Genomic DNA, 24,147 nt, shown 5'->3' with positions numbered 1-24,147 from the left:
TTTCTGCGGAATAGGCAGAGAATTTTGATATCACCGTTGGTATTAACGGTGTGTTTCGGTAGAATAATCGTTTGCGCAGCTTGAAATCCTCATCTCCATACGTTTTGGAGAGGTCAGTGAGCATTCCGCTTTTGAGTGAGTTCGCTAGATTTTGAGGATGCATATTTTCAAATTATTAGGTTATTACAATGAGTAAAAAATTCATTATCACTTGGGATGCAATGCAGACTTACTGCCGTGAACTGGCTGAAAAACAAATGCCAGCTGAGCAATGGAAAGGAATTTGGGCGGTAAGCCGCGGTGGTTTGGTTCCTGGCGCTATCTTGGCTCGTGAACTGGGTATTCGTTACGTTGATACAATCTGTATTTCAAGCTACGACCATGATCATCAGCGCGATATGACGGTACTAAAAGCACCTGAAGGCGATGGTGAAGGTTACCTAATCGTTGAAGACCTAGTAGACAGTGGCGATACGGCGCGCAAACTACGTGAGATGTACCCAAAAGCGAAGATGATCGCTGTGTGTGCGAAACCTTCAGGCAAAGCGTTGCTAGATGATTATGTGGTAGATATCGCGCAAGACACTTGGATTGAACAACCTTGGGATATGTCAATCCAGTACGCTGAGCCTGTAAACCGCAAGCAAAAATAAACGCTATTAAAGAATATTGAGAAATGCCCCTGTATAGGGGCATTTTTTTTATTATCATAACAACTCATGCTAATAGCCTAAGGTTCTTCCTATGTCTGAAGACGTCAGTAAAAATCTTTCCGAAACTTTGTTCGTGAAACATAAGCAAGCAAAAGAAACCTCTGCGCTTACCCAGTACATGCCGACCAGTCAAAAAATACTTGATGAGCGAGAGGCGCAGGGAGATCGTGCTTGGTATCGTCATTTGCGCCGCTTGCAATGGGCTTGGCAAGGGTTGTCTCCGATAGAGATGGAAGGTGTGCTTTCTAAAATTGCTTCTTCTTCCCACTCTCGAACCAATGATGATTGGTTAGACACCGTAATGGGATACCACAACGGCAACTGGACATTTGAGTGGATTAAGCTCGGCATGGAGCATCAGAAGCGTTCAAATGAAATACAAGGTGAGGAGGCCGCCGATGAACTCTTCACTGCATCTCTATGTTTTAGTATCGCAGGCTACCCACATCTGAAGAATGATAATTTGGCCTTGCAGGCTCAAGTGCTGGCAAACAAAGCGTACTCTGACGGCGCAGAGAAGACCAAGTACACCATCAAGCAAATTGAAGTGCCTTACCAAAATCGCAAAATCATCGCGAACCTTCATTTGCCAAGAACCGACAAACAACTGCCTGTGGTGATGGTGAGCGCTGGTCTCGATACGTTACAAACCGACATGTGGCGTTTGTTCCGCAATCATCTTGCACCACGAGATATTGCGATGTTGACGGTTGACATGCCTTCGGTAGGGCACAGTTCTCACTGGCCTTTGACTGAGAACTCAAGCTGTCTGCACCAAGCGGTACTAAATGAGCTGTATTCATTGCCTTGGGTGGATCATCACAAAGTGGGGGTAGTTGGATTTCGTTTTGGTGGTAATGCCATGATTCGACTCTCTTTTGTTGAGCAAGAGAAGATCAAAGCTTGTGTAGCCCTTGGCGCACCCGTACATGATATTTTTACTTCCCCTGAGAAGCTGCAAAAAATGCCGAAGATGTATCTGGATCTGTTGGCTTCTCGCTTAGGGAAAAGCGCGGTTGATATTAATAGCATGGCGGGCCAGATGATGGCCTGGTCATTGAAGGTTCAGGGCTTCTTGAGCAGTAGAAAAACCAAAGTACCTATTTTAGCTTTGAGCCTTGAAGGCGATCCGGTGTCTCCACACAGTGATAACCAACTCGTTGCGCTGTTTAGCCAGTATGGCAGAGCGAAAAAAATCAGTTCCAAAACGATTACAAAAGGATATGAGCAATCCCTCGATTTAGCCATAAAGTGGCTAGAAGATGAATTATTAGGGTGACAATTCTCCTAAATTAGTTAAGAGTGATATATCTGAGCAAAAAATAAGCTCATGATAATTAAAAATAATAATCATTCTTGGGTGTTTACTTTTAACTATGAAAACGGAGATTCATATGTCAGAGACGACTCAGGGCCCGACTCACTTTCGCTTGATGTCAAAGTTGAAGGCGATAGGGCCTTACCTGCGCGAACCACAATCGCAAGAAGGGCGCTATTATTTTGATTGTCTATCTGTTTGTGTAGACGACAAAAAATCGCCTGAAAAGCGTGAATTTTGGGGCTGGTGGATGGATTTGGAATCCATCGAAGGAGGCTTTACTGCCAAATATCATATCGGCAAGTACAACAAAGAAGGGCAATGGGTATCTGAAGCCCTGCCTAAAAAAGCAGTAGAGGAAGTGTATCTGACGCAGAGCACATTCCATCAAAAGCTGGTTGATACTTTAGAAGAACACTTCAAATTAGAAGTCGAATATCACACGGAGTCTTTCGATTTCGCTTAATTTGGTTGTTTTCATTTAATACCAAACAAAAAGGTGCGAAAACGCACCTTTTCTCTTGTTAATTCCCTCTTTGATTGTTAAAACATCCTCTCTTTATTTGTTTTTCACTTCAGAAGACATCATGACAACGAATCAACAAAATGCAGTTGTTTCACAACCACAAACTGTCGTTGTGAAATTGGGTACAAGTGTGCTGACAGGCGGCACTCTGGCACTCGACCGTGCTCACATGGTTGAGTTAGCGCGCCAGTGTGCTGAGCTTAAAAAACAAGGCCATTCAGTGGTAATGGTTTCGTCTGGTGCTATTGCAGCAGGTCGTGAGCACCTTGGTTACCCCGCATTGCCCAACGAGATGGCGAGTAAACAATTACTTGCGGCGGTGGGTCAAAGTCGCTTGATTCAAACATGGGAGTCTTTGTTTGGTATTTACGGTATCAAGATCGGCCAAATGCTACTAACTCGTGCTGATTTAGAAGATCGCGAGCGATTCTTAAACGCACGTGACACCATCAATGCGCTCGTTGCGAACGATATTATTCCTATCGTAAACGAAAATGATGCCGTTGCGACCAGTGAGATTAAAGTGGGCGATAACGACAACCTTTCCGCTTTGGTGGGCATTTTGTGTGGCGCAGATAAGCTCTTGCTTTTAACTGACCAAAAAGGTCTGTTTACTGCTGACCCTCGTAAAGACCCAAACGCAGAGCTGATCAAGGAAGTAAAAACCATCGACGATACGCTGCGTAAAATCGCAGGAGGAAGTGGTACAACATTGGGTACAGGCGGTATGGCAACGAAGCTGCAAGCCGCAGACATCGCTCGCCGCGCTGGTATCGAGGTTATTATTGCTGCCGGTAGTGCACCGAATGTTATCTTTGACTCTTTGAGTGCAGAGCCACAAGGCACACGCTTCCTACCTTGCGCTGAAGCTTTAGAAAACCGTAAACGCTGGATTCTGGCGGGACCTGCGGCATCGGGCGACATCATTATTGATGACGGTGCGGTAAATGCTGTGGTCGGTAAGGGCAGTAGCCTACTTGCTAAAGGGGTAATCAAAGTAAGTGGTGACTTTGCTCGAGGCGAAGTGGCGCGTGTAACAAATTCTCACGGTAAGTTGGTGGCTCGTGGCATCAGCGCCTACTCAAGTGATGACCTAACTAAAATTACTGGTAAGCACAGTAAAGATATCATCTCTATTTTGGGGCATGATTATGGCTCTGAGGTGATTCATCGCGATGATTTGGTCGTCATTCAGGAATAGAATTAGAGGGAAGCAAAGTGGATTTAACGAATATGGGTAAAGCTGCTAAAGATGCAGCTTTCGAATTAGCGACAGCGTCAACTGCGCAAAAGAACCAAGCTTTAGCGATCATCGCTGATGAGCTAGAAGCAAACTCCGCTGCTATTTTGGCGGCAAACGCTAAAGACATCGAACTTGGCCGTGAAGCGGGTTTAACCGATGCGCTGCTCGATCGCCTTTTGCTGAATGAAGAACGATTGACTGCAATTGCGAATGATGTTCGCAACGTTATTAGCTTGAACGATCCTGTGGGCAGCGAAATCGACAGTAAGGTACTGGAAAATGGGATGTCATTGTCTCGCCGCCGCGTACCACTGGGTGTTGTGGGCGTAATTTATGAAGCGCGTCCTAACGTGACCATTGATATTGCGGCGCTGTGCTTGAAAACCGGCAACGCAAGCATTTTGCGTGGCGGCAAAGAGACATTTTTCTCGAATATGGAATTGGTAAAGGTTATTCAGTCTGCGCTAGCAAAGGCGAACCTTCCTGCCGCTTCGGTTCAGTACATTGAAAAGCCAGATCGTGAGCTAGTCTCTCAACTGCTTAAACTGGACGATTACGTCGACATGATCATTCCACGCGGTGGTGCTGGCCTACACAAAATGTGTAAAGAAAACAGCACGATTCCGGTGATTATTGGCGGCTTTGGTATCAGCCATATCTTTGTCGACGAATCCGCTGATCTAGATAAATCCCTGAATGTGGTTGAGAACTCTAAAGTTCAACGTCCATCTGCGTGTAACTCACTAGATACGCTGCTCGTGCATGAAAAAATTGCAGAACAGTTTCTACCAATGATCGTTGAGCGTATGGACGAAAAAGTGACGTTCGTGGCAGAGCCAAAAGCAAAAGAACTCATGGAGCAAGCGAAACAAGTACGCGATGCTGTTGAAGGTGACTTTGATACGGAATGGTTGAGCTACACCCTTGGTGTAAAAGTCGTGTCTGATGTGAAAGATGCCATTGATCATATGCGTGTTCATAACGCGAGCCACTCAGATGCGATCATGACCAATAGTTTGGAAAACTCAGAACTGTTCATCAATTCTGTCGGTTCGGCGGCGGTTTATGTGAATGCTTCAACGCGCTTTACAGACGGTGCGCAATTTGGCCTCGGCGCAGAAGTCGCAGTATCCACGCAAAAGCTACATGCCCGTGGTCCAATGGGCTTAGAAGAGCTAACTAGCTACAAGTGGGTTGGTAAAGCGAATTACTTAGCACGCAGTTAACACATTCAACGAGATCTTGAGTGAAAAAGGGGCCTTTGGGCCCCTTTTTGTTTTGTCTAACATACCAATTCCGCTACACTACATGAGCTTTTATTTCGGTTTGAAAGCGTTATACCCAAATAGCTTTAATAGAGTCCGTATAACCATGAACGCGTGGTTAGCCGTGATTGCTCATGAGGTTATTTGGGTATAGATATGGAGGTGATATGCATTGTCCTTTTTGTTCCGAGAACGATACCAAAGTTATTGATTCCCGCTTAGTGGCTGATGGCCATCAAGTTCGACGTCGCCGTCAGTGCTTGGCGTGTAGCGAGCGTTTCACTACGTTTGAAAGCGCAGAGTTAGTGATGCCTAAAGTGATCAAATCGAATGGTAACCGTGAACCATTTGATGAAGATAAAATGGTTGGCGGTATTCAACGCGCTTTAGAGAAACGCCCAGTGAGTGCTGATTCTATAGAGTTAGCGATCAGTATGATCAAATCACAACTGCGTGCGACGGGTGAGCGAGAGGTTCCGAGTGAAATGATTGGTAATTTAGTCATGGACCAACTCAAAGAGCTCGACAAGGTCGCTTATATCCGTTTCGCTTCCGTTTACCGCAGCTTTGAAGACATTCGCGAGTTTGGCGAAGAGATTGCCCGCCTAGAAGACTGAGTAGCTCATGACTCAACACACTCCTGAAAGAGCGTTTTCTGATTTAGATTTCGCCATGATGTCACGAGCTATTAAGTTAGCGAGACGTGGCATTTATACCACCGCACCAAATCCAAATGTGGGGTGCGTCATCGTTCGTGATGAAGAAATTGTTGGTGAGGGCTATCACCATCGCGCTGGTGAGCCGCATGCCGAAGTGCACGCGATGCGCATGGCGGGTGAAAAAGCAGTTGGTGCAACCACTTATGTGACGCTAGAACCTTGCTCTCATTACGGCCGTACACCGCCATGTGCTGAAGGGTTAATCAAAGCCAAAGTGGCACGTGTGGTTTGCGCAATGGTAGACCCAAACCCTAAAGTTGCGGGGCGGGGCATCCAGATGTTGCGTGATGCTGGAGTTGAAGTACAAATCGGCTTGTTAGAGCGAGATGCCCTTGCCCTTAACCCTGGTTTTATAAAGTACATGCGTACAGGCATGCCGTTTGTTCAATTAAAAATGGCGGCCAGTTTGGATGGGCAAAGCGCACTCAGCAATGGGCAGAGCCAATGGATCACCTCCCCTGCGGCCCGCCAAGATGTGCAGCGTTATCGAGCGATGAGTGGTGGCATTCTCTCTACCAGCAAAACGGTGATTGATGATAATGCGTCACTCAATGTGCGTTGGGATGACTTACCTACCAGTGTTCAAGCGCAGTATTTACGAGAAGAACTTCGTCAACCAGTACGTGTAATCTTAGACCGTCAGAACCATTTAACGGATGCGCTCAAGCTGTTCCACACCGATGGAGAGCGAGTTATTGTTAGCCCAGATGGAGACTGTATCCCTCTATTGGACAGCGCTGACCAAATTGACTTATCAACAACATTAAAGCGTATCTCGGATGAGCACCACATCAATCACTTATGGGTTGAAGCTGGAGCCACGCTAGCGAGTGCGATGATAAAGGCTAATCTTGTAGATGAGCTCATTGTTTACCTTGCGCCAAAACTCATGGGCAGCGATGGTCGGGGGCTTATCGGTGCTTTAGGATTAAGCGCTATGGCTGACGTCATTGATTTAAACATTACAGACGTTCGTATGGTCGGGGTAGACATTCGTATCACCGCCACCATCAAACGTAAAGAACTTAGATAAGAAATAGTATGTTTACAGGAATAGTAGAAGCAGTTGGCAAGTTAGCTGCGATTACGCCGAAGGGTGAAGACATCACCGTCACGGTTGAAACTGGTACGCTTGATATGTCAGACGTTAAGTTAGGCGATAGCATTGCGACCAATGGTGTTTGCTTAACGGTAGTTGACTTCGGAAGCCACTATTACAGTGCTGATCTGTCATTAGAAACCTTGAAGAAAACTGGGTTTGCTGAATACCAAGTGGGCGATAAGGTGAATCTAGAAAAAGCCATGTTACCAACAACGCGATTGGGTGGACATATCGTTTCAGGTCATGTCGATGGGGTTGGTGAAATTGTCGAACGCAATTTAGTTGGCCGCGCGATAGAGTTTTGGGTTGCAATGCCTGCGGAAATTAGCAAGTACGTCGCAGAGAAAGGCTCGATTACCGTTGATGGTATTAGCCTAACTGTCAACGACTTACGTAAAAATGCTTTTAAGCTGACGATCGTTCCTCATACGAGTGAAGAAACTACGATTGACCAGTTTCAAGTGGGACGTAAAGTAAACTTAGAAGTTGATGTACTTGCTCGTTATATGGAGCGTTTACTGCAAGGGCAACAAGAAGATAAGGCCGAGTCTCGTATCACGATGGACTTTTTACAGCAAAACGGTTTTGCATAAGTCTTCGGAGTGGCTGCGTGAGGCATGCGATAAAGAGCAGACTCACAGAACACCGCGAGATTCATTGACTTGCTTGGTGCAAAGCTCAAACTATTGACCTAATTAGCATTCACTGCAACATGATTTTTCATTGCTGTCGCAATAACAAATTTAGAATAACGGGATAACAGACTATGTCAATCAGTACGCCACAAGAAATTATTGATGATATTCGCGCAGGCAAAATGGTCATCCTAATGGATGATGAAGACCGCGAGAATGAAGGTGACTTGATCATGGCTGCCGAGCATATTACGCCGGAAGCCATCAACTTTATGGCAACCTATGGCCGTGGCCTGATTTGTTTAACCATGACCAAAGATCGTTGCGAAAGCCTAGGTCTGCCACCAATGGTGCAAGACAATAATGCGCAATACACAACCAACTTTACCGTTTCTATTGAGGCGGCAGAAGGTGTAACGACGGGTATTTCAGCCGCGGATCGCGCACGTACGGTTCAAGCGGCAGTCGCGCCAAACGCCAAAGCTGCGGATTTGGTGCAGCCTGGTCATATCTTCCCGCTCGCGGCCCAAGATGGCGGTGTACTGACTCGCGCAGGTCACACTGAAGCTGGCTGTGATTTGGCTCGCCTTGCTGGTTTAGAGCCAGCATCGGTTATTGTTGAGATCTTAAATGACGACGGCACCATGGCTCGTCGCCCTGATCTAGAGGTCTTTGCAGAGAAGCACGGTATTAAACTGGGCACTATTGCCGACCTAATTGAGTACCGCAATAACACTGAGACAACGATTGAACGTGTGGCAGAGTGCAAGTTACCGACAGAGTTTGGCGAGTTCACGTTATTCACCTACAAAGACACCATTGATAACCAAGTGCACTACGCAATGTGCAAGGGCGATTTGAAAGAAAAAGCGCCACTGGTTCGCGTACATCTTCAAGACGTTTTTACCGACTTACTACGTAGCGATCGTAATGCAGAGCGCAGCTGGACACTAGATAAGGCAATGAAACGCATTGGTGAAGAAGGCGGTGTGCTGGTTGTTCTTGGCCATGAAGAATCGACCGATCTACTTATTCATCGTGTGAAGATGTTTGAAGCGCAAGACAAAGGTGAAGCACCAACGCTTGCTAAGAAACAGGGCACGTCTCGCCGTGTCGGTGTGGGCTCACAGATTCTTGCGGATCTCGGTGTACATGATATGCGCCTTCTGTCATCGACCAACAAAAAGTACCACGCATTAGGTGGTTTTGGTCTGAACGTGGTTGAGTACGTCTGCGAGTAACAACCGAACAATAAGTTCCTAGTCTTTTACGCACTCAACTCGTCAATGGCTAGGAACCGGTGATTTGCCTCCAATTTCCATTAGATATTGCTCACAAATTTGTGCTAGAATCCGGCGATTCTCACTTGATGAACATATTTCACTTATAAATAGAGTTAAAGGAAAGCTTATGAAAGTGATCGAGGGTGGCTTCCCAGCGCCAAATGCAAAAATTGCTATCGTTATTTCTCGTTTCAACAGTTTTATTAACGAAAGCCTACTTTCTGGTGCGATCGATACACTAAAGCGTCACGGACAAGTAAGCGAAGACAACATCACGGTTGTGCGTTGTCCAGGTGCCGTAGAACTACCTCTAGTAGCTCAGCGTGTTGCTAAAACTGGCAAATTCGACGCTATTGTTTCTCTAGGGTCTGTTATTCGCGGTGGAACGCCTCACTTTGACTATGTTTGTAGTGAAATGAACAAAGGTCTAGCACAAGTGTCTATGGAATTCAGCATTCCAGTAGCATTTGGTGTTTTGACTGTTGATACGATCGATCAAGCGATTGAACGCGCAGGAACCAAGGCTGGTAATAAAGGTGCAGAGGCTGCACTAAGCGCACTTGAAATGATTAATGTACTATCTGAAATTGATTCCTAATGGGGGCCAGTGTGAAACCAGCCGCACGTCGTAACGCACGTCAATTCGCTCTACAGGCGATCTACTCATGGCAAATTACTAAAGAGAATGTTGCCAAGATTGAAGAACAGTTTTTGTCTGGCGACAAATACGATGAAGAAGAACTTCATGCATCTGAGCCAGCGCTTGCTGCTCCAGAAACAGACGTAGCTTACTTCCGTGAACTACTAAGCGGTGTTGTACTTAGCCACGCTGAGCTAGATAGCAAAATTCGTCCATACATCTCTCGTCCTATGCAGGATTTAGATATGATGGAACTTGCTCTTCTTCGCCTTGCTATGTACGAGATGACTCGTCGCGAAGATGTTCCTTACAAAGTTGTTATCAATGAAGCGATTGAACTTGCAAAAGTCTTCGCAGCAGAAGATAGCCACAAGTTTGTGAACGGTGTACTTGATAAAGCAGCACCTCACATTCGTAAGAAATAACGATTTCTTCAATGAAAAGGTCAGCACATGCTGACCTTTTTTGTATCAAAAGCTTTTACATCAAAAAGTAAGTGAATTATGTCTGGTGAATTTAATCTGATAGACAAATACTTCGTCGGGCGTCAGAACCAACGTAAAGATGTCCACCTAGCGGCTGGTGATGATTGCGCACTCGTCAAAGCGCCGGCTAATGTTCAGATTGCGATTAGCACGGATACATTGGTGGCTGGAACGCATTTCTTATCCGACGCAAATCCGGCGTGGGTGGCGCACAAAGCATTGGCTTCTAACATCAGTGATTTGGCAGCGATGGGAGCAACGCCTGCATGGGTGAGCTTTGCATTAACAATGCCCGAGCCAGATGAAGAATGGCTTGCACCTTTCTGTGATGCATTTTTCGAATTGGCTGATTACTATGGTATTCAGTTAATTGGCGGTGACACCACAAAAGGGCCATTGTGTCTGACTCTGACGGTGCAAGGTTTTGTTCCTGAAGGTAAAGCTCTCACACGTTCCGGAGCAAAGTCAGGGGACTGGGTGTACGTAACGGGGAACCTTGGCGATGCAAAAGCTGGCTTGGATGTGATTCTAGATGGCTCTCTACGCAGCAGAGCCGGCGCGGAAGCACTAGAGCGCGCTCATTACCTTAGCTCGCCTCGTGTGCTTGCTGGACAAGCTCTTGTTGGCTTAGCCTCGTCGGCGATAGATATCTCAGATGGTTTAATCTCTGATATTAAGCACATTTTACAGCGATCTCAGGTAGGGGTGAGTATTGATGTCTCTCAGTTACCGATCTCTTCAGAATTAGTCCAGTTTTTAGATGATAAGATCAGCGCGCAGCAGTATGCTTTAGCAAGTGGCGAAGAATACGAGTTGTGTTTTACCGTGCCGGAGCAAAATCGAGGCTCGTTACAAAGCGCTTTATCTCATACTGGCTGTAAGGTCACATGTATTGGTCAAATCCGACCAAATGGAACCTTCGAGCTGCATGATAACAATCAACCACTTGATTGGGACTTAAGTGGCTTCGACCACTTTAAATGATCTGAGCTAAGCTCTAGCCAGAGCCTGTTACTATTGAGCAACTCGCAGGCATGACGATTGAAACCAAACTAGCAGTATAGGTTTAAGGATATGACCAACCCTCTTTCTCTGATTTCATTAAAGAACCCGTGGCATCTATTGGCGACGGGTTTTGGCAGCGGATTATCCCCGTTTATCCCAGGAACAATGGGCACATTGGCGGCCGTGCCCTTCTTTTTGTTGTTGGCGCAATTGCCATTTACGGCGTATGTCATTGTTGTTCTGATTTCGTGTGTGATCGGTATTCAAATCTGCCAAGTGACGTCAGCAGACATGAAAGTACATGATCATGGTTCAATCGTATGGGATGAATTTGCGGGTTTTTGGATTACGATGGGTATCGTCCCTGCGTTAAATATTCCGTTGACCGAGTGGAAGTGGTTGCTCACTGGTTTCATCTTGTTCCGTTTTTTCGATATGGTAAAACCGTGGCCAATTGGGTGGCTTGATAAGCGAGTTCACGGTGGGCTGGGTATTATGGTTGATGATATCGTGGCGGGAATTATGGCTGGTGTTGCCCTGTTTCTAGTCGCAAAATACGCTGGCTGGATGAATTAAACGTTGGACGTAAAAAAGGGATGCCATGAGCATCCCTTTTTACATGCTATTTTGCTAAATAATCCAAGATGGATCTTTCAATCCCTTTTGCATCGAGACCAAGCTCTTCATGCAGTTCATCTTGTGTTCCTTGATGAATAAACTCATCGGGTAAGCCTAGGTTTAAGACTGGCTTAATGATTTTATCTTTCATCATGAACTCAACGACACCTGCACCTGCACCACCTGCGATAACATTTTCTTCTAACGTCACGAGCACGTCATGATCTGCGGCTAATTGACGAATTAATGCTTCATCGATCGGCTTCACAAAGCGCATATCAGCAACAGTGGCGTTAAGGTATTCTGCCGCTTCTAGCGCGTTACCCAAGAAAGTACCAAAGTTCAGAATAGCAACTTTTTCACCTTGGCGAACCATGCGTCCTTTACCGATTTCTAAAGCCGTAAACTCAGTTTCGATTTCTACGCCCATCCCGCTACCGCGAGGGTATCGAACCGCACTAGGGCCAGTATGTTTATGGCCAGTGTAAAGCATTTGTCGACATTCGTTTTCGTCACTTGGCGCCATGATCACCATGTTCGGAATACAGCGCATAAAGCTTAGATCGAATGCGCCTTGGTGAGTTTGGCCGTCTGCACCAACGAGACCTGCACGGTCGATAGCGAACATTACTGGTAAATCCATGATCGCGATATCGTGGATCAGTTGGTCATAACCACGTTGCAAGAAAGTCGAATAGATAGCTACGATTGGATGATCGCCAGCAATTGCCATACCTGTTGCAAGTGTCACAGCGTGTTGCTCAGCAATCGCCACGTCAAAGTATTGGTCTGGATATTCTTTTGAGAAACGTACCATACCAGAGCCTTCGCGCATTGCTGGCGTAATTGCCATTAGCTTAGGATCTTGGGCCGCCATATCACATAAAAAGTCACCAAAGATCTTTGAGTAAGTTGGCTTACCGCCACTGCTTTTCGGTAGACAGTTATGCGTTGGATCGAATTTAGGAACACCGTGGTAGCCGATAGGATCTTTCTCGGCAGGCTCATAACCTTTGCCTTTCTTGGTCATGATGTGCAGGAATTGAGGGCCTTTGAGCTCACGCATGTTTTTTAGCGTTTTGACGAGTTCATTGACGTCGTGTCCATCAATCGGGCCAATGTAATTAAAGCCGAACTCTTCAAACAGAGTGCCTGGCACTACCATGCCTTTTAGGTGCTCTTCCGTACGGCGAACCAACTCTTTAATAGGTGGAACACCAGACAACACTTTTTTACCGCCTTCACGGATAGAAGTGTACAAGCTGCCAGAAAGTACTTTCGCAAGGTGGTTATTCAGGGCGCCGACGTTTTCTGAAATAGACATTTCGTTGTCGTTCAAAATCACCAACATATCAGGATGAACGTCGCCAGCGTGGTTCATAGCTTCGAATGCCATGCCGGCTGTAATTGCGCCATCGCCAATCACACTGACAATTTTACGACCTTTGCCTTCTTTTTGTGCGCTGATGGCCATGCCAAGACCTGCACTAATCGATGTCGAAGAGTGACCGACAGATAAAGTGTCATATTCACTTTCTTCACGCCAAGGGAAAGGGTGTAGACCATCCTTTTGGCGAATTGTTGGCATTTTATCGCGACGTCCGGTGAGGATTTTATGCGGGTAAGCCTGATGACCAACATCCCAGATCAATTTGTCGATAGGGGTGTTGTAAACATAATGCAGAGCGACAGTTAGCTCCACGGTGCCTAAGCCAGACGCTAAGTGTCCGCTAGATTGGCTCACTGAATTTAGCAGATACGTTCGCAGTTCATCACACAGATTTGGTAATGTTTCTTTCGGAAGGAGACGTAATTCTTCCGGTGTATTTGCTAACGCCAGTGTTGGGTACTTTGAAATATCAAGAGTCATATAAATGCGCGCTTATAGTGTTAATTTTTGCGCTCGATGACATATCGGGCGAACTCTTCGAGTAACTGAGTATTGTATGGGATAGCTTCCAATGCTTGAAGTGCTTCCTGTAACAGAGTGTGAGCTTTCTCAATGGCTCCCTCTAAACCCAGCAGGGAAGGATAAGTGCTCTTATTCAGACCTTGGTCGGAACCTTGAGGCTTACCCAGTGTTTCTGTGTCACTGATGATATCAAGAATATCGTCTTGAACCTGAAACGCCAAACCAATTGCTTTTGAGTAGCGCTCCAAGTGAGGTAGAACCTCAATACCTTTCTCACCAGCAGCTAATGCACCTAATTTTACCGCACAATCTATCAGAGCTCCGGTTTTTTTACGGTGTATCTCTTCCATTTCTTCAAGAGAAACTTGGCGATTTTCTGCGCCTAAATCTAAGGCTTGCCCAACACACATGCCGTTGGCGCCAGAAGAATGCGCCAACGCTTTGATCATGTTGATGCGTTGAGTCTCGGCTGCCGGGTTTAATTGACCATCGGCAATAATAGTGAAGGCGAGAGTTTGTAGTGCATCACCTGTCAGTATTGCGGTTGCTTCATCAAACTTAATATGACAAGTTGGTTGACCTCGACGCAGTTCATCATCGTCCATGGCTGGCAGATCATCATGAATGAGTGAGTAGGCATGTATACATTCGATAGCAGCGGCAGGAGTGTCTAAGTCTTCTGGTTTACAGCCGAGCATTTGACCTGTGATGTAAACCAGAAAAGGGCGAACGCGTTTTCCACCTAGCAAAAGGCCGTATTTCATTGCTTGAATCAATGGCTGCTCTTGATATGGAAGCTGATCGAGCCACAAGTTCAATTGCTGATTGTTTCTTTGTTGAAAAGACGTCAATGTCTGTTGCATCACATTGCTCACTACTGATGGTTATTCTGAATCTGGTTTGAAGTCACTCAGTGGTGCTTCATCATCTTCGCTGAGAAGAATACTTACGCGCTGTTCGGCGTCGCTAAGTTTAGTTTGGCCGGCACGAGCTAAGGCAATGCCTCGTTCAAACTTACGTAGAGCATCATCTAGGGCAAGATCGCCATTTTCTAATTGATCAACCAAGCTATCAAGCTCTTCAATGGTTGCTTCGAAGGTCATGTTTTCTGGTTTCTTGACCGCCATCTTTTTTCTGCCTTAATCAAGCCTTGGAGAAGATGCACGAAAGTTACCTTAGCCTAGTAACTTGGTCAAATTTAACCTTATATAATTGTCACAAAATTAGCGTTAAACGAGCCTAAGCGCTGAAACCCCATATTTTGGTTAAGGTTGTTAAGTCTAATTTGTGATCCATTAGCTAAGATTTTTCTAAAAATTCTGCGCGAGTTGTCGATACAGGTAATAATCCGCCCAATGGCAGTATTTGAGTATAGCGTGAGGAGTGCTTTGTGGATTTAGCAACCCTATTAGGTTTGATTGGTGGTTTTGCATTCGTCATTATGGCGATGGTGCTTGGTGGCAGCATCGGCATGTTTGTCGATGTCACGTCGATCCTTATTGTCGTTGGTGGCTCAATATTTGTAGTACTGATGAAGTTCACAATGGGACAGTTCTTTGGTGCAACAAAGATCGCAGGCAAAGCCTTCATGTTTAAAGCGGATGAACCGGAAGACTTGATCGCAAAAATTGTGGAAATGGCCGATGCGGCACGTAAAGGTGGTTTTCTTGCTCTTGAAGAGATGGAAATTAATAACACTTTTATGCAAAAAGGCATTGATTTGCTTGTTGATGGCCATGATGCCGACGTGGTAAGAGCAGCCTTAAAAAAAGACATCGCGCTTACGGATGAACGACATACTCAAGGCACTGGCGTATTTCGCGCCTTTGGTGACGTTGCTCCTGCGATGGGAATGATTGGTACCTTGGTTGGTCTTGTTGCGATGCTTTCAAACATGGATGATCCAAAAGCGATTGGACCAGCAATGGCGGTTGCACTCTTAACCACATTGTATGGCGCGATCCTGTCCAATATGGTGTTTTTCCCTATTGCGGATAAGCTTTCTCTGCGCCGTGACCAAGAAACGCTAAACCGCCGTTTGATCATGGATGGTGTATTAGCGATTCAAGATGGTCAAAACCCGCGAGTGATTGATAGTTACTTGAAGAACTACCTCAACGAAGGTAAACGTGCCCTTGAGATTGACGAGTAACTTGGAGAGTAGTGATGGATGATGAAGATAACAAATGCGATTGTCCGCCACCCGGTCTCCCGTTATGGATGGGGACATTCGCGGATTTAATGTCGCTACTGATGTGTTTCTTTGTTCTTCTGCTCTCGTTTTCTGAAATGGACGTACTGAAGTTCAAACAGATTGCGGGATCAATGAAATTTGCCTTTGGTGTACAAAATCAACTTGAAGTGAAAGACATTCCCAAAGGTACTAGCATCATTGCTCAAGAGTTTCGACCGGGCCGACCAGAACCAACGCCGATTGATGTCATCATGCAGCAAACCATGGACATCACTCAGCAGACGCTCGAGTTTCATGAAGGGGAGTCTGACCGAGCTGGTGGCACAAAGCGTGATGAAGGCAAGTTAACCGGTGGTCAATCGCCAGAAACGTCAACGCAAAACAATCAATCTTCAGAAGCGGATATGCAACAGCAGCAATCTGAAGAGATGTCGCAAGAGATGGAAACCTTGATGGAAAGCATCAAGAAAGCCTTAGAGCGAGAGATTGAACAAGGTGCCATTGAAGTTGAAAATCTTGGCCAACAGATTGTCATACGCATGCGTGAAAAAGGTGCATTCCCTGAAGGTTCGGCCTTCTTGCAGCCTAAATTCCGCCCTTTAGTTCGACAAATTGCAGAGTTAGTAAAAGACGTGCCAGGCATTGTGCGAGTATCCGGTCATACGGACAACCGACCGTTGGACTCAGAGCTTTATCGTTCTAACTGGGATCTCTCTTCTCAGCGCGCCGTATCGGTCGCACAAGAGATGGAGAAGGTGAGAGGCTTCTCTCATCAACGTTTGAGAGTGCGAGGCATGGCAGATACTGAACCATTGTTGCCGAATGATTCTGATGAAAATCGCGCGCTTAACCGACGGGTTGAAATCAGCATCATGCAAGGCGAACCACTATACAGTGAAGAAGTGCCTGTAATTCAATAACTAGACTTTAGTTTTAAGTCAGTAGAGAGATAAGAAAGCGAGCAGATTGCTCGCTTTTTTTGTTTTTCCAATCCGCTTGGGTGTATAATCTTGCGCCTTAAAAGTGAGCTCAGACTACTTTTTGTGACTGAAACGCGGTTTTACTGCGTAAGAAGCATTGAAGTTGAGTGTCACTCTTTGTTGATTGCGAAACTAACCTGCGAATTAGACTATGAAATTTATTGTAAAGCCCCATCCAGAAATTTTTGTAAAAAGTGAATCTGTGCGTAAGCGCTTCACAAAGATTTTAGAGTGCAACATTCGTAACATCATTAAGAGCCGCACGGAATCTGTCGCGGTATTCAACCGTCGTGATCACATTGAAGTGACCTCTGAGAGTAACGAATTCCACGCTGAAGTTCTTGAGGTTTTGACTCATACACCAGGCATTCACCACGTACTGGAAGTGAAGCAGACCGAATTTAAAGACTTGCACGATATCTTCGAACAAGTACTGGAGCTAAATCGCTCTGCACTCGAAAATAAAACCTTTGTTGTACGTGCGAAGCGTCGCGGTAAGCACGACTTTACCTCTATCGAACTAGAGCGTTATGTCGGCGGTGGTTTAAACCAAGCGATTGAGAGCGCAAGAGTTAAGCTGCAAAACCCAGACGTGACGATCAAGGTGGAAGTCTCGAACGATAAGCTAAACCAAGTGCTGGCTCGTCATAAAGGTTTAGGCGGCTTCCCACTGGGCACGCAAGAAGACGTGTTGAGCTTGATCTCTGGTGGTTTTGACTCTGGTGTTTCTAGCTACCTTCATATCAAGCGTGGCTCAAAAGTACATTACTGCTTCTTTAACTTAGGTGGTCCAGCACACGAAATCGGCGTTAAGCAGGTTTCTCACTACCTATGGAACAAATACGGTTCTTCTGCAAAAGTACGTTTCATTTCAGTTGATTTCGAACCTGTGGTTGCGGAAATCCTAGAGAAAGTCGATGACGGCCAAATGGGGGTTATCTTGAAGCGTATGTTCATGCGTGCAGCAGGCATGATCGCTCAGAAGATGAAGATCGAAGCATTGGTAACAGGCGAAGCGCTCGGTCAAGTATCGAGCCAAACGCTAACTAACCTCCGCCATATCGATAACGTAACGGACACGTTGATTCTGCGTCCACTTATCAACTGGGATAAAGAAGACATCATTAACCTAGCACGCGAAATCGGCACGGAAGACTTTGCGAAGACAATGCCAGAGTATTGTGGTGTTATTTCTAAGAAGCCGACAGTAAAAGCGATTAAAGCGAAGCTAGAAGCGGAAGAAGAGAAATTTGACTTTAGCATTCTTGAGCAAGTAGTTCGTGATGCACGCATGATGGACATTCGTGATATCGCGAAAGAGTCTGAGCAAGCAGCACCAGAAGTCGAGCAGGTTGAAGCGGTAGAAGAGCACGCGGTTGTGCTAGATATTCGTAGTCCTGAAGAGGAAGACGATAACCCGCTCGAAATCGAAGGTGTGGATGTGAAACATATCCCATTCTACAAGTTGGGTACACAGTTTGGTGATTTAGACCAATCTAAGACATATCTATTGTACTGTGACCGTGGGGTGATGAGCCGTCTGCAAGCACTTTACTTGCAAGAGCAAGGCTTCAATAACGTAAAAGTTTACCGCCCATAGTTGACTGATAAAAAGACGTTAAAAGGCGCAAATTGAGACATCAATTTGCGCCTTTTTTGTTTTTGATCGCGTTACAGCTAATCATTACTTAGCATAATGTTGAGGCTTATCGCAAAGCCATACACTTTGTGTTGATATAACGATAATTAATCCGAAAGAAGAGTAATAAAGTGATGTTGCTGCCAGATATACGGATGAGATTTTCGATAGATAAAAAAACACCGCCTAATTTAGGCGGTGTAACAAATTTGACAGACAGGTCAAAAATAAATACAGGAAGTATATGTTTTGTCACAGGGAGTGTCGACAAAACATTATGGTAGAAATCTACCTAACTCGAAATACGAGTTTGCAAACACAACATCGCAACAACGAAGCCAATTGATTTCCAAAGAAATCAAGCCGTTCAGGCTCGTGTTGCGGGGTGAAATATAGAATTTATCTGGCTGTTCGACAACGGACATTTTATAATGTTTCAGATTAAAAAAACTAATCCTATTTGAGGTCCCATATGTCTCGCAGATTGCCTCCATTAAATTCGCTTCGAGTCTTCGAAGCGGCTGCTCGCCATCTCAGTTTTACGCGAGCGGCAGAAGAGTTGTTTGTTACTCAAGCCGCGGTCAGTCACCAGATTAAAGCACTCGAAGAGTTCTTATCGTTGAAGCTCTTTCGTCGCCGTAATCGTTCGCTATTGTTGACAGAAGAAGGACAAAGTTACTTTCTCGACATCAAAGATATTTTCACCTCGATTGCCGAGGCGACAGATAAGGTATTGGAACGTAGTGAAAAAGGGGCATTGACGATCAGTCTACCGCCGAGTTTTGCTATCCAATGGTTGGTGCCTCGTTTGGCCGATTTTAATGCTCAAGAGCCAGATATCGATGTACGTATTAAAGCTGTGGATATGGATGAAGGTTCACTGACTGATGATGTAGATGTGGCTATCTACTATGGCCGTGGGAATTGGCCGGGTTTGCGAGCGGATAAATTGTACCAAGAGTTTCTGATCCCACTTTGTTCACCTTCGTTACTTTTAGGCAACAAACCATTAGAATCTCTAAGTGACCTCAAATTACACACTTTGTTACATGATACTTCGCGTAAAGACTGGAAGCAGTTTGCGCGTCATTACAACATCGAAGGTATCAATGTAAACCACGGTCCTATTTTCAGTCACTCGACGATGGTGCTACAGGCTGCTGCGCATGGTCAGGGGGTTGCGCTTGGTAACAACGTACTCGCCAAGCCAGAAATGGAAGCTGGACGACTCATCGCGCCATTCGACGAGGTGTTGATCTCCAAGAATGCATTCTACGTGGTGTGTCATGAACAGCAGGCAGATATGGGCCGAATCGCAACGTTTAGAGACTGGATGTTAGCGACCGCGAGAAAAGAGCAAGAGGAAGTACTAGATGAGCCAATGGATAGTTGAGGGACCTGAAAGCGGTCCTCTATTTATCTTTGCCCATGGCGCTGGAGCGGGGATGGAACATGATTTCATGGCCGCCGTTGCCAAAGGATTAGTTGAGCAAGGAATTCGCGTGGTGCGATTTAACTTCCCGTATATGATTAAGCGAGCGGAAGATGGGAAAAAGCGTCCACCAGATCGTGCGCCAAAACTGCTGGAAGCCTATGAAGAAGTGATTGCTCACTTTACCTCTCAACCTATTGTCATTGGTGGTAAGTCAATGGGTGGCCGCATGTCGAGTTTACTGGCTGAAAATGAGCTGGTGGCGGGCATTGCCTGTTTAGGGTTTCCATTTCACCCACCGGGAAAGCCAGAAAAGTTCAAAGGCGATCACTTAGCGAATATCGAGAAACCTACGCTGATTCTACAAGGGGAGCGAGACACCTTTGGTAAGCGTGAGGAATTCGATGACTTTGTCCTTTCATCGCAAGTTAAGGTGAGTTTTTTACCCGATGGTGACCACAGCTTTAAACCGCGCAAGAGCTCAGGCCATACCGAGGCGGGTAACATCGAGCTCGCGGTAGAGCAGTTAGCGGCGTTTATCAAAGAGGTGTACCGTGAAAAGTAAGTGGTTACTCTCATTTTCTGGTTTGTCTGGGCTGGTTTCTGTCGCTCTAGGAGCCTTTGCTGCACATGGGCTAAAAGCTCAGTTGGCTCCGTATTTACTTGGCGTATTTGAGACCGGAGTGTTGTACCAGTTTATTCACACGCTGGCGATTGTGTTTTGTGCGGTTTTATTGCTATTGAATTTGGGACAAAAAGCACAAAAATATTTTTTCATTGCAGCGATTTGCTTTATCATCGGCATCTTTTGTTTTAGCGGCAGTCTTTACGCACTGGCGCTGACAGGCATTAAGTGGTTTGGGCCGATTACTCCAATGGGAGGATTGCTGTTCATGATTGGTTGGTGTCTGTTCTTTTTTGCTGCGTTCAATATCAAAGAGGTCTCCAAGTGAAACAACTAATGCTCTATTGCCGTTCTGGCTTTGAGAAAGAGTGTGCTGGTGAAATTCAGGACAAAGCGACACAGTTGGAAGTGTATGGCTTCCCTCGTGTGAAGAGAAACTCAGGTTATGTTGTCTTCGAGTGTTACCAAGATGGAGATGCGGACAAACTTGCGAGAGGTTTGGACTTTAAGTCGTTAATCTTCGCTCGCCAAATGTTTGCGGTAGCGGCTGAGTTTCAATCGCTGCCAAGTGATGACCGCATTAGCCCAATTTTGAATGAGCTAGCAGACATTGAAGCGTTTCCTCGCTGTGGAGATTTGAGAATTGAAACTCCGGATACGAATGAAGCGAAAGAACTACTGAAATTCTGCCGTAAATTTACTGTCCCAATGCGTCAAGCGTTGCGCGGTAAAGGTTTAATGTTGAACAAAGACAACGCGAAGAAGCCAGTACTGCACATTTGTTTTGTGGAGCCTGGCCACTGTTATGTCGGTTATTCTTACACAGACAATAACTCTCAGTTCTTCATGGGTATTCCTCGCCTTAAGTTCCCAGCAGACGCCCCAAGTCGTTCAACGCTTAAACTGGAAGAAGCATTTCACGTCTTTATTCCACGTGAAGAGTGGGATGAGCGTTTGGCTCCAGGAATGTGGGGGGTCGATTTAGGCGCATGTCCAGGCGGTTGGACGTACCAATTGGTGAAGCGCTCGATGTTCGTTCACTGTGTCGATAACGGCATGATGGCAGACAGCTTGATGGAAACCGGCCAGATCAAGCATCATATGGTGGATGGTTTTAAATTCGAACCAGACCGTAAGAACGTAACATGGATTGTTTGTGACATGGTAGAAAAGCCAGCTCGTGTTGCTCACCTTATGGGCCAGTGGCTGTTAAAAGGTTGGGCGAAAGAGGCAATCTTTAACCTTAAGCTGCCAATGAAAGGCCGCTATGACGAGGTGCTGCAAGACCTTGAAAACCTGAAGCAGTTCCTGATTGATAATAAGGTAAAGTTCAGACTACAAGCTAAGCATTTGTATCATGATCGTGAAGAAATCACGATTCATATCCAGTGTCTATCGAACATTTCGCCGTACTAATTCTATCTCCTAGTCATTTGGGGATAGTCCCGAGAATAGAAAAAAGCGCCTTCAAATGGCGCTTTTTTATTGTCTGAGAGCTTTATGGTTTGAAACCATCATCAGACACTATTCCGCTTTATTTGGTCCTGTAAAGCGAATGTCCTGTAAGTTAAAGCCGAGTTCAATGTCGCACTTTAAAGCCGCGACGCGTTTACATAAGCGTGCAGACTCAATGTGCTCGTCTAATTTTTTACGGTATTTCGGTGCGAGGTCTTCACTGGCGTAGGCTGCTTCAATATTCTCAAACTGAGTAAGAATCTCTTTCGCCGCTTTTGGTCCAATGCCCGGAACCCCCGGCACTTGGCTAGAGCTGATCCCCGTTAACCCCCAATAATCGGCCAGTTGGCTCGGTTTTACGCCGAACTCTTTTTCGATAAACGGTTCATCTAACCAACGATGTTGGAAGTAATCACGGATCTGTAGGGTAGGAGAAAGCAGCTGACAGTAGCCTTTATCCGTAGAAACGATGGTGACTTTTTCACCATGACTGGCCACTTTCGTCGCGAGAGTAGCAACCAAGTCGTCCGCTTCATCGCCTTCAGAAAGCAATGAATCAATACCTTGTTCCCACCATGCTTGCTGAATCGCATCTAGACCTTGCATCAGTGGTTCCGGCATTGGTTTTCGATTTTGCTTATAGTCTGGGAGAATCTCAGCTCGCCATCCTCTGTCTTGTTCATGGTGATCGAAAACCGCGATGATGTGTGTCGGGTTGGCTTCTGACAGAATGCGAGTGAGGGTTCTTTGTGTCGTGGTGATGGTTCTTGCTATGTCGGTTGGATCCGGTTGTGCAGAGTGAACACGGCGGATCAGGTTTAGGGCATCAATAATAACAAGATGAATAGACATAATGACTTAGCAATAAAAAAGGGGCGTAATGCCCCTAGTGTAACGAATGCTAGCCTGACTATCGACCACCAATTTCTGGGTGAGCGATGCGATAACACGGTTCGTAGTCTGACCCGCCAGGTAATTTCATTCGGTGTTGTTCGACAAAGTCTTGTAGTAACTTATCGAGCTTTTTCATTAGCACAGGATCACCGTGAATGGTGAAAGGGCCTCGACGTTCGATTTCTCGAATGCCTTCGGCTTTGACGTTACCAGCAACGATACCGGAGAAGGCTTGACGCAGGTTGGCCGCTAAGACTTGAGGTTCTTGATCTAAGCTTAAATCCAATTGCTCCATCGACTCATGAGTTGGATCGAATGGTAACTGGAAGTTAGGCTCGATTTTTAATGACCAGTTAAAGCTATAAGCATCGCCTTTTTCTTTTCGGTGAAGGCGTACAGAGTCCATGGAGCGCTTCATGATACGTGCTACTTCTGCCGGATCGTCAATGACGATCTCGTAATGCTTTTGACCTTCTTCGCCAAGTGTATCGCGAACAAACTCGTCGATAGAGCGGAAGTACTCTTCACTCTCTTTTGGTCCTGTTAACACGATAGGCATTGGCTGATCGGCGTTGTCTGGGTGCATCATAATGCCAAGAATATACAGCAACTCTTCTGCAGTACCCGGACCACCAGGGAAAATCACAATGCCATGCGCCATACGTACAAAGGCTTCCAAACGCTTTTCGATGTCCGGCATGATAACCAGCTCATTCACGATTGGGTTTGGTGGCTCGGCTGCAATAATCGAAGGCTCGGTTAAACCAAGATAACGTTGCTGAGTATAACGCTGCTTCGCATGTCCGATAGCGGCACCTTTCATTGGCCCTTCCATCGCACCAGGGCCACAACCCGTGCAGATATTAAGTTCACGCAAGCCAAGCTCGTTACCGACTTCACGTGTGTATTGATATTCCACGCCATTGATAGAGTGACCACCCCAACACACGACGAGGTTTGGCTCGATACCTGGTGTGAGTGCTCTGGCATTACGCAGAATACCGAACACGAGGTTAGTGATGTGAATTGGGTTCGTCAGGTTGAGTCGTTGTGCGTCTGCTAAATGCATATTGACATAAACAATATCGCGTAACACGGAGAACAGATGCTCTTGGATACCTTTAATTATCTCGCCATCGACAAAGGCGTGCTCAGGTGGGTTAGTCAGCTCAAGCTTAATACCACGCTCGCGGCGCACTACGTTGATATCAAACGACTGGTGTTTATCGAGCAGCTCTTTCGAGTTATCGGTATGACTGCCGGAGTTCAACACCGCTAACGTGCAGTTGCGGTACAGTTGATAAAGTTCACTCGAGGCCGTGTTTTTTAAGCGCTCTACTTCTAATTGAGATAGCAAGTCCATGCTACCAGCGGGGCTTATATGGGTAATCATAACGCCTCCTTGTGTTGCATTATTTTGAGGGAAAGTACCAACTCACCTTTTTGGGTTATACGTATGGTTTG

The 24,147-nt window shown here is 45.9% G+C and carries 25 protein-coding genes; 20 read left to right on the top strand and 5 right to left on the bottom strand.

Annotated elements, in window-relative coordinates; translation table 11 throughout:
- Window positions 1–188 precede the first annotated feature (188 nt).
- The 13 genes from tet(34) (at window position 189) to pgpA (ending at window position 11,510) form a co-directional block, all read left to right on the top strand.
- On the top strand, window positions 189–653 hold the full coding sequence (gene tet(34) / locus B7360_RS06375) for an oxytetracycline resistance phosphoribosyltransferase domain-containing protein Tet(34) (protein WP_005391418.1): 465 nt from the start codon (window positions 189–191) through the stop codon (window positions 651–653).
- 91 nt (window positions 654–744) lie between these two features.
- Window positions 745–1,992: an esterase FrsA gene (frsA, locus tag B7360_RS06370; protein ID WP_085342989.1), complete on the top strand. Its 1,248-nt coding sequence runs from the start codon at window positions 745–747 to the stop codon at window positions 1,990–1,992.
- A gap of 115 nt (window positions 1,993–2,107) precedes the next feature.
- Window positions 2,108–2,497: a sigma factor-binding protein Crl gene (gene crl, locus B7360_RS06365; RefSeq protein WP_005391414.1), complete on the top strand. Its 390-nt coding sequence runs from the start codon at window positions 2,108–2,110 to the stop codon at window positions 2,495–2,497.
- A gap of 121 nt (window positions 2,498–2,618) precedes the next feature.
- Window positions 2,619–3,758 carry a glutamate 5-kinase gene (proB, locus tag B7360_RS06360; RefSeq protein WP_005391413.1) on the top strand — a complete coding sequence of 380 codons (1,140 nt, stop codon included), beginning with the start codon at window positions 2,619–2,621 and terminating at the stop codon, window positions 3,756–3,758.
- A 17-nt stretch (window positions 3,759–3,775) separates the two neighbouring features.
- Complete coding sequence (locus B7360_RS06355) at window positions 3,776–5,026, top strand: glutamate-5-semialdehyde dehydrogenase (RefSeq protein WP_085342987.1); 1,251 nt, start codon at window positions 3,776–3,778, stop codon at window positions 5,024–5,026.
- Between the two features lie 206 nt (window positions 5,027–5,232).
- Entirely contained in the window at window positions 5,233–5,682 is a 450-nt protein-coding gene (gene nrdR, locus B7360_RS06350) for a transcriptional regulator NrdR (RefSeq protein WP_005381578.1), read from the top strand.
- A 7-nt stretch (window positions 5,683–5,689) separates the two neighbouring features.
- Entirely contained in the window at window positions 5,690–6,817 is a 1,128-nt protein-coding gene (gene ribD / locus B7360_RS06345) for a bifunctional diaminohydroxyphosphoribosylaminopyrimidine deaminase/5-amino-6-(5-phosphoribosylamino)uracil reductase RibD (protein WP_085342986.1), read from the top strand.
- 8 nt (window positions 6,818–6,825) lie between these two features.
- Window positions 6,826–7,479 carry a riboflavin synthase gene (locus B7360_RS06340; RefSeq protein ID WP_053811835.1) on the top strand — a complete coding sequence of 218 codons (654 nt, stop codon included), beginning with the start codon at window positions 6,826–6,828 and terminating at the stop codon, window positions 7,477–7,479.
- 173 nt (window positions 7,480–7,652) lie between these two features.
- Window positions 7,653–8,762, top strand: a complete 1,110-nt coding sequence (ribBA, locus tag B7360_RS06335) for a bifunctional 3,4-dihydroxy-2-butanone-4-phosphate synthase/GTP cyclohydrolase II (RefSeq protein ID WP_085342984.1) — start codon at window positions 7,653–7,655, stop codon at window positions 8,760–8,762.
- A gap of 169 nt (window positions 8,763–8,931) precedes the next feature.
- A complete protein-coding gene (ribE, locus tag B7360_RS06330; RefSeq protein ID WP_005381572.1) occupies window positions 8,932–9,402 on the top strand; it encodes a 6,7-dimethyl-8-ribityllumazine synthase in 471 nt (156 codons plus the stop codon).
- Complete coding sequence (gene nusB, locus B7360_RS06325; RefSeq protein ID WP_005381571.1) at window positions 9,402–9,869, top strand: transcription antitermination factor NusB; 468 nt, start codon at window positions 9,402–9,404, stop codon at window positions 9,867–9,869. The genes ribE and nusB overlap by 1 nt, the downstream gene beginning before the upstream one ends.
- 78 nt (window positions 9,870–9,947) lie before the next feature.
- Entirely contained in the window at window positions 9,948–10,913 is a 966-nt protein-coding gene (gene thiL, locus B7360_RS06320) for a thiamine-phosphate kinase (protein ID WP_085342982.1), read from the top strand.
- A 90-nt stretch (window positions 10,914–11,003) separates the two neighbouring features.
- Window positions 11,004–11,510, top strand: a complete 507-nt coding sequence (pgpA, locus tag B7360_RS06315) for a phosphatidylglycerophosphatase A (RefSeq protein WP_046874310.1) — start codon at window positions 11,004–11,006, stop codon at window positions 11,508–11,510.
- A gap of 46 nt (window positions 11,511–11,556) precedes the next feature.
- Here the strand turns inward: pgpA and dxs are convergent, their stop codons facing one another.
- Genes dxs through xseB form a run of 3 tightly spaced genes read right to left on the bottom strand, consistent with a single transcriptional unit; the run spans window position 11,557 to window position 14,591 of the window.
- The gene (dxs, locus tag B7360_RS06310) at window positions 11,557–13,422 is read right to left on the bottom strand and encodes a 1-deoxy-D-xylulose-5-phosphate synthase (RefSeq protein ID WP_085342981.1); all 1,866 of its coding nucleotides are present in this window, start codon (window positions 13,420–13,422) and stop codon (window positions 11,557–11,559) included.
- 20 nt (window positions 13,423–13,442) lie between these two features.
- Window positions 13,443–14,327, bottom strand: a complete 885-nt coding sequence (gene ispA / locus B7360_RS06305; RefSeq protein ID WP_005391389.1) for a (2E,6E)-farnesyl diphosphate synthase — start codon at window positions 14,325–14,327, stop codon at window positions 13,443–13,445.
- 21 nt (window positions 14,328–14,348) lie between these two features.
- Window positions 14,349–14,591, bottom strand: a complete 243-nt coding sequence (xseB, locus tag B7360_RS06300; protein ID WP_005381566.1) for an exodeoxyribonuclease VII small subunit — start codon at window positions 14,589–14,591, stop codon at window positions 14,349–14,351.
- Between the two features lie 263 nt (window positions 14,592–14,854).
- On the opposite strand from xseB, the gene pomA reads away from it, so the two are divergent.
- The 7 genes from pomA (at window position 14,855) to rlmM (ending at window position 21,750) form a co-directional block, all read left to right on the top strand.
- On the top strand, window positions 14,855–15,616 hold the full coding sequence (gene pomA / locus B7360_RS06295) for a flagellar motor protein PomA (RefSeq protein WP_005381564.1): 762 nt from the start codon (window positions 14,855–14,857) through the stop codon (window positions 15,614–15,616).
- A gap of 14 nt (window positions 15,617–15,630) precedes the next feature.
- Window positions 15,631–16,578 carry a flagellar motor protein MotB gene (locus B7360_RS06290; protein WP_074190973.1) on the top strand — a complete coding sequence of 316 codons (948 nt, stop codon included), beginning with the start codon at window positions 15,631–15,633 and terminating at the stop codon, window positions 16,576–16,578.
- Window positions 16,579–16,789: 211 nt separating this feature from the next.
- On the top strand, window positions 16,790–18,238 hold the full coding sequence (thiI, locus tag B7360_RS06285; RefSeq protein WP_031780206.1) for a tRNA uracil 4-sulfurtransferase ThiI: 1,449 nt from the start codon (window positions 16,790–16,792) through the stop codon (window positions 18,236–18,238).
- 511 nt (window positions 18,239–18,749) lie between these two features.
- Complete coding sequence (locus B7360_RS06275) at window positions 18,750–19,670, top strand: transcriptional regulator GcvA (RefSeq protein ID WP_005391378.1); 921 nt, start codon at window positions 18,750–18,752, stop codon at window positions 19,668–19,670.
- A complete protein-coding gene (locus B7360_RS06270; protein ID WP_065645098.1) occupies window positions 19,651–20,274 on the top strand; it encodes an alpha/beta fold hydrolase in 624 nt (207 codons plus the stop codon). Before B7360_RS06275 ends, B7360_RS06270 begins: the two co-directional genes overlap by 20 nt.
- Window positions 20,264–20,662, top strand: coding sequence for a DUF423 domain-containing protein (locus B7360_RS06265; protein ID WP_005391376.1), 399 nt, complete (start codon window positions 20,264–20,266; stop codon window positions 20,660–20,662). Before B7360_RS06270 ends, B7360_RS06265 begins: the two co-directional genes overlap by 11 nt.
- On the top strand, window positions 20,659–21,750 hold the full coding sequence (rlmM, locus tag B7360_RS06260) for a 23S rRNA (cytidine(2498)-2'-O)-methyltransferase RlmM (protein WP_005391375.1): 1,092 nt from the start codon (window positions 20,659–20,661) through the stop codon (window positions 21,748–21,750). The genes B7360_RS06265 and rlmM overlap by 4 nt, the downstream gene beginning before the upstream one ends.
- Window positions 21,751–21,858: 108 nt before the next feature.
- Here the strand turns inward: rlmM and xni are convergent, their stop codons facing one another.
- Window positions 21,859–22,641, bottom strand: coding sequence for a flap endonuclease Xni (gene xni / locus B7360_RS06255; protein ID WP_005391374.1), 783 nt, complete (start codon window positions 22,639–22,641; stop codon window positions 21,859–21,861).
- A gap of 58 nt (window positions 22,642–22,699) precedes the next feature.
- The gene (gene ppnN / locus B7360_RS06250) at window positions 22,700–24,076 is read right to left on the bottom strand and encodes a nucleotide 5'-monophosphate nucleosidase PpnN (RefSeq protein WP_085342979.1); all 1,377 of its coding nucleotides are present in this window, start codon (window positions 24,074–24,076) and stop codon (window positions 22,700–22,702) included.
- Window positions 24,077–24,147: the final 71 nt, after the last annotated feature.

This window comes from Vibrio sp. ArtGut-C1 (genome assembly GCF_002105475.1).
Taxonomy (GTDB): domain Bacteria; phylum Pseudomonadota; class Gammaproteobacteria; order Enterobacterales; family Vibrionaceae; genus Vibrio; species Vibrio diabolicus.
The sequence above is the reverse complement of the archived record's forward strand: the minus strand, read 5'-3'. Positions and strand labels throughout refer to the sequence as shown.

Excerpts from the sequence above, each read along its gene's own strand:
- frsA (WP_085342989.1), top strand. The coding sequence starts at position 745 with ATGTCTGAAGACGTCAGTAAAAATCTTTCCGAAACTTTGTTCGTGAAA.
- crl (WP_005391414.1), top strand. The coding sequence starts at position 2,108 with ATGTCAGAGACGACTCAGGGCCCGACTCACTTTCGCTTGATGTCAAAG.
- proB (WP_005391413.1), top strand. The coding sequence starts at position 2,619 with ATGACAACGAATCAACAAAATGCAGTTGTTTCACAACCACAAACTGTC.
- nrdR (WP_005381578.1), top strand. The coding sequence starts at position 5,233 with ATGCATTGTCCTTTTTGTTCCGAGAACGATACCAAAGTTATTGATTCC.
- ribD (WP_085342986.1), top strand. The coding sequence starts at position 5,690 with ATGACTCAACACACTCCTGAAAGAGCGTTTTCTGATTTAGATTTCGCC.
- B7360_RS06340 (WP_053811835.1), top strand. The coding sequence starts at position 6,826 with ATGTTTACAGGAATAGTAGAAGCAGTTGGCAAGTTAGCTGCGATTACG.
- ribBA (WP_085342984.1), top strand. The coding sequence starts at position 7,653 with ATGTCAATCAGTACGCCACAAGAAATTATTGATGATATTCGCGCAGGC.
- ribE (WP_005381572.1), top strand. The coding sequence starts at position 8,932 with ATGAAAGTGATCGAGGGTGGCTTCCCAGCGCCAAATGCAAAAATTGCT.
- nusB (WP_005381571.1), top strand. The coding sequence starts at position 9,402 with ATGGGGGCCAGTGTGAAACCAGCCGCACGTCGTAACGCACGTCAATTC.
- thiL (WP_085342982.1), top strand. The coding sequence starts at position 9,948 with ATGTCTGGTGAATTTAATCTGATAGACAAATACTTCGTCGGGCGTCAG.
- pgpA (WP_046874310.1), top strand. The coding sequence starts at position 11,004 with ATGACCAACCCTCTTTCTCTGATTTCATTAAAGAACCCGTGGCATCTA.
- dxs (WP_085342981.1), bottom strand. The coding sequence starts at position 13,422 with ATGACTCTTGATATTTCAAAGTACCCAACACTGGCGTTAGCAAATACA.
- ispA (WP_005391389.1), bottom strand. The coding sequence starts at position 14,327 with ATGCAACAGACATTGACGTCTTTTCAACAAAGAAACAATCAGCAATTG.
- xseB (WP_005381566.1), bottom strand. The coding sequence starts at position 14,591 with ATGGCGGTCAAGAAACCAGAAAACATGACCTTCGAAGCAACCATTGAA.
- B7360_RS06290 (WP_074190973.1), top strand. The coding sequence starts at position 15,631 with ATGGATGATGAAGATAACAAATGCGATTGTCCGCCACCCGGTCTCCCG.
- thiI (WP_031780206.1), top strand. The coding sequence starts at position 16,790 with ATGAAATTTATTGTAAAGCCCCATCCAGAAATTTTTGTAAAAAGTGAA.
- B7360_RS06275 (WP_005391378.1), top strand. The coding sequence starts at position 18,750 with ATGTCTCGCAGATTGCCTCCATTAAATTCGCTTCGAGTCTTCGAAGCG.
- B7360_RS06270 (WP_065645098.1), top strand. The coding sequence starts at position 19,651 with ATGAGCCAATGGATAGTTGAGGGACCTGAAAGCGGTCCTCTATTTATC.
- xni (WP_005391374.1), bottom strand. The coding sequence starts at position 22,641 with ATGTCTATTCATCTTGTTATTATTGATGCCCTAAACCTGATCCGCCGT.
- ppnN (WP_085342979.1), bottom strand. The coding sequence starts at position 24,076 with ATGATTACCCATATAAGCCCCGCTGGTAGCATGGACTTGCTATCTCAA.